The 4,589-nt window shown below is 51.5% G+C and carries 4 protein-coding genes; all 4 read right to left on the bottom strand.

The features are described 5' to 3' along the window. Positions 1 to 108: 108 nt before the first annotated feature. From Q4A89_RS11585 to hutH, 4 genes are read right to left on the bottom strand one after another with little or no spacing between them, the layout of a single operon-like run. Entirely contained in the window at positions 109 to 1,254 is a 1,146-nt protein-coding gene (locus tag Q4A89_RS11585; protein WP_303185663.1) for a 1-acyl-sn-glycerol-3-phosphate acyltransferase, read from the bottom strand. After that, positions 1,232 to 2,551, bottom strand: coding sequence for a phenylacetate--CoA ligase family protein (locus Q4A89_RS11590; protein WP_303185664.1), 1,320 nt, complete (start codon positions 2,549 to 2,551; stop codon positions 1,232 to 1,234). The genes Q4A89_RS11585 and Q4A89_RS11590 overlap by 23 nt, the downstream gene beginning before the upstream one ends. 12 nt (positions 2,552 to 2,563) lie before the next feature. Then, positions 2,564 to 2,935: a hypothetical protein gene (locus Q4A89_RS11595; protein ID WP_303185665.1), complete on the bottom strand. Its 372-nt coding sequence runs from the start codon at positions 2,933 to 2,935 to the stop codon at positions 2,564 to 2,566. 3 nt (positions 2,936 to 2,938) lie between these two features. Next, positions 2,939 to 4,486 carry a histidine ammonia-lyase gene (gene hutH, locus Q4A89_RS11600; protein WP_303185667.1) on the bottom strand — a complete coding sequence of 516 codons (1,548 nt, stop codon included), beginning with the start codon at positions 4,484 to 4,486 and terminating at the stop codon, positions 2,939 to 2,941. Positions 4,487 to 4,589 lie beyond the last annotated feature (103 nt).

The raw sequence follows: 4,589 nt of genomic DNA on the forward strand, positions 1-4,589 counted from the left end.
CTCTTTTTGTCATTTTGTCCTAAATTTTTCTGTCAACTTTTTTCAGGACATGACACTGATGGCTGATGACTGAATGCTGAAAGCTGACAACTGACTGCTAAATAACAATTAACCGTTAAGACGTATGGCATTGTCAACCGGATTGGCATAAATGCCGAGGAAAATATTAAGCAGCGTATCTCGATCTCCTTCGAGTTGTTGAAGCATGGCGTTGCAGCGTTCTTCGAAAGTCTTTTTTGCTTCGAGGGTGTAGCGGTCGGCATAAGTCGATGTGCCGCTGCGCAGGTCGTGCGCGATGTAATTGTTGTCGTAGAGTTTGTAGTGGGTGTAGATTTGCTTATCGATCAAGGAAGCGACTCTTTTATAAAACTCGTTAGCATGGCGGTGATCGGATGGGAGTTGTTCGCAAGTGATCGGTTCGCCGAGGCTGATGTGTACGTGTCCCTTAGGTTGCGTGATACCGGTGAGGATGCTGTTCAGGTCTTCGTCCGGCTGTTTGACGTATTTCTCACCGCCTCGCGAGAGGTAGAGTTCGCGTGTTTTGAGGATATCGCACGGTTCGATTTGATACGAAATCGCCATCGGGACGATATTCAATTCACCGACAGAACGGGCTAAGTCGGACTTATCGCTCATGCAGAACATTTTAATAATCCCTTGATCCGTAGCGTCATGACCATTCTTTGTGCGTCCATTACGTTGCGCGATCCAGATTGATTCGCCTTTCTGCGTGAGGGTGTAGCGGATGTATTCCGAGAGATGCATCGAGTTTTTGAGAAAGCCATGGAGGTTACTGCTACGTACTACTTTAAACATCTTGTTGGCTCGTCCGATGTTCGTGACTAATGCTCCCCGCATCAGGTTGCTGCCGAATGTGATCTCTGTTGTTCGGAATCCGTTGTCATGAAGGAGGTTCTGTAATAGTGACGAATCGAGCATGATGTCGCGATGGTTGGAAACAAAGAGGTATTGTTTTTGGGGGTCGAGGTGGGCGAAACTGTTTTGCGTGAGTCGGGTGATCGAGCGGCGAACGATTTGTTCGTTCACGTAGTACATCACGTTGATTTGAAATTCGTCTGTTGTCCGGATGGTTCGTATCATTTCACGCACTTCTTCGACGTCTCTGTCCGGAAAGACATAGCGTGCGAGCAGTTCGAAATGCTCGCTTTCGGCAATGATCTGCATCGCTCCCGGTATTTCCGAAGTGCAGAATGGGCGGATATCGTCGAATTTATGGTGCATGATTCGCGGCATATTTGCGTTTGTCGATGAATTTTACGGGTTTGCGGCTCATATCCGGATGATTGATGCGCCGTATCTCGCCGGCATCGGCAATCTCGATTTCCGGGGCTACGCGTATGCGGGCACGGAAGCGGTCTTTCAACTCCTTTGTCACGTCGAACGAAGGTTGTTCGCGCAGTCCGATCCGGACGACGATCCGGTCGTTGCCGTACTCGTTATCGCTGACTTCCATGACATAGTTTTCGACGTAGGGGGTCTGGTCCAGCACGTCGAAGACGGCGGGCGGGTAGAGCGTTGTACCTTTGTATTTGACCATGTGGTTGCGCCGTCCGATGATGGGGCTTACGCGCATGGTCGTCCGTCCGCAGCGGCACGGTTCGCGGTGGAAGCGTGCCAGATCGCCCGTCTTGAAACGCAACAGCGGCATCCCTTCGACGCCCAGCGTCGTCACCACCAGTTCTCCTTCTTCCCCTTCTTCGACAGGATTCCCGTCTTCGCCGATCAACTCGCAGATAATCAGTTCGGGGTGATGGTGTCCGCCACATCCGCACTGGCATTCGGTGAAGGTCGTGGCCATCTCGGTAGAGGCGTAGGTGGAATACAGTTCGATGTCCCACTTTTCGCGAATGCTTTGCCCCAACAGATTGAGGGAGAAGTCCTGTTCGCGCAGGTTTTCCCCGATGCAGACAGCTTTCCGCACACTCGAACGGCGGTAGTCGATGCCGTGCTTCTCGGCATATTCGATGATGCGCAGGATAAATGACGGAACGACGATAATCGTGTCGGGGCAGATGCGTCGGATCGTGTCCCATTGCAGTTCGGGAATACCGTTCCCGACGCGAACGATACCCGCGCCCAGCTTGCGGATGCCGAGGAAGTACGCCAATCCGGCCATGAATCGCTTGTCGATGGTCGTCATCAGCTGAAAGATGTCTCCCGGCTTGGCACCGGCACACTGGAAGGAGATTTGTTCGTTGTAGGCCAGTCGGTCGAGGTCGGCATCCGTCATGGCAAACGTCACCGGATCGCCGAGCGTACCCGACGTGGTGATGTAATCCACAATCTTATGCCGCGGCACGCAGATAAAATCGTTGTTATACGTCTGGAGGTCGGATTTGTCCGTAAACGGAATGGCTGTCAGGTCTTCCAGCGTCCTGATTTTTTTTATGTCGATGCGATGCTCATGGAACATCCGTTGGTAGAAAACCGAATGGTCGGAGAGATAGGCTAAAGCGGCCGCCAGCTTCGTTTCCTGAAACTGTTTGATGACTGCGGACGGTTGCGTCTCTATGCTGGGCGTGATGTTCATTCGGGTGACGGGTTATGCGAATAGAGCCATGACTTCGTCTTTCGACAGTTGGCGGTAGGTCGCCCGGCCGCTCCCTCCTGTTGCTTCGGGAAAGGTCACTTCAAAATACTCCTCGTCGTAGAATGAGAGTTTTGACTGCGTATCGGGATTGCATTCCAGATAGCAGATGTCATTTATTTGGAGATTTTTGCGCTCGCAAATCTGACGGGCTAACGCATATCCCGCATACGTGACTGAAGTACCCGGGTTGTCCTGATACAGCTCGGTGACAATGACCGTTTTCTTCCCGCTCTTATCGAGAATCTTGAGTCCGCATTTGGACAATACGTCCCACAGTCCGTTAAACTCGAATATCTCGTCGTAATATTTTTCGGGCACTTTCATGTCTTATCTTTTTTCTTCTGAAGATTTTAAAAAACTGATCATCGCTTCGATTTCCCGATATTTCGGGGTGTCGTCCGTAAATACGGGAAAGAACGAGCGGATTTCGTCGTAGACGGCGCGTGTCTTCTCTGCCATCCGCGGTTGCAGTTTCAGGTAGTCGATGGCCTGCACAAGCGCCATGAAATGGATCGCCATTACCTGATAGCCATTCTCGATCACTGTTTTAGCCATCAAGGCCGAGTTGGTACCCATGCTGACGATATCCTGATTATCGTTGTTGTTCGGGATGCTGTGTATATACATCGGATTCGAGAGCGTCTGGCACTCGGCCGTTGTCGAGGTGGCCGTGAATTGAGCGGCTTGGAGGCCGTAGTTCAGCCCCAGCACACCGAGGTTGACGAACGGCGGCAAGATGTCGTCGTTGATTCGATTATGAAACAGGTAGTTGAGCTGTCGTTCGGCGAGCATCGTCATTTTGGTCACGGCAATCTTCAACTTGTCCATTTCGAACGAAATATAATCGCCGTGGAAGTTGCCGCCGTGATAGACGTATTGCGTTTCCGGGTCTACGATCGGATTGTCGCAGGCCGAGTTCAGTTCGTCGATGAGTATTTTCTCGGTGTGTGCGATGGTGTCCCAGACCGGTCCAAGCACTTGGGGCACACAGCGAAGCGAATAGTAGGCCTGTACCTTGTGCCCGAAAACACTTTCGGTATGTCGTTGAAACATCTCGATTTCCCGTTTGCGCATGGCCTTGCTTCCGGCCGCCCACCGACACATCGCACGTGCGATTTCTTGCTGTCCTTCGTGGCGTTTCGTCTCATTCAGCACGGGCGACATCAAATCGTCGTACGACGATGCGATCTCGTTCATCATCACTGAGGCGGCGATCGACCAGTTCAGCAGTCTCTTGGCGTAAATCAGGTTCACCAGTCCGATGCCTGTCATGACCGAGGTGCCGTTCGTGGCCGACAGTCCTTCGCGAATATAAATATTGAGGGGAGCAAGTTGTTCTTTTTGCATCACTTCGGCCGTTGGCCGGCGCTGGCCTTCGTAGAACACTTCGCCTTCGCCAATCAGGGTCAGGGCGATATGTGCCAGTTGTACGAGGTCGCCGCTTGCGCCTACACTACCATGCTCGGGAATAAACGGGCAGATGTTGCGGTTGATAAACTCGCTCATCAGCCGCACGAGGTCGGTATGTACGCCGGAATAGCCTTGCAGGAAAGTCGACAGTCTTGCGATCATGGCCGCTTTCACGTAGATTGGCGATAATGGTTTGCCGGCGCCTGTCGAATGGCTCCGGATGATATTGTATTGCAGTTGTTTCAGGCAACTGTCGTCCACGCGATATTGCGCCATCGGACCGAAACCGGTATTGATGCCGTAAATCACCTTGTCGGTCGAAAATTCACGTAAAAAAGTAAAGCAACGTTCTACTTTTTGCAACGATTCTGCGGATAGTTTTAGATGACTTTGCCCCAACAGCAGCCTCTCCACGTCGTGTATTGAAAAACCCTTCTCTGATTGATACGTAACGGTTTTTTCCATCTCCATACATTCTCTAAAAAAAGCATTTTGCACAAATGCACCCAACGCGTGGTCCCACTTGGGCTTGAACCAAGGACTCCCTGATTATGAGTCAGGTGCTCTA

The organism is Tannerella sp. (assembly GCF_030528505.1).
Lineage (GTDB): Bacteria > Bacteroidota > Bacteroidia > Bacteroidales > Tannerellaceae > Tannerella.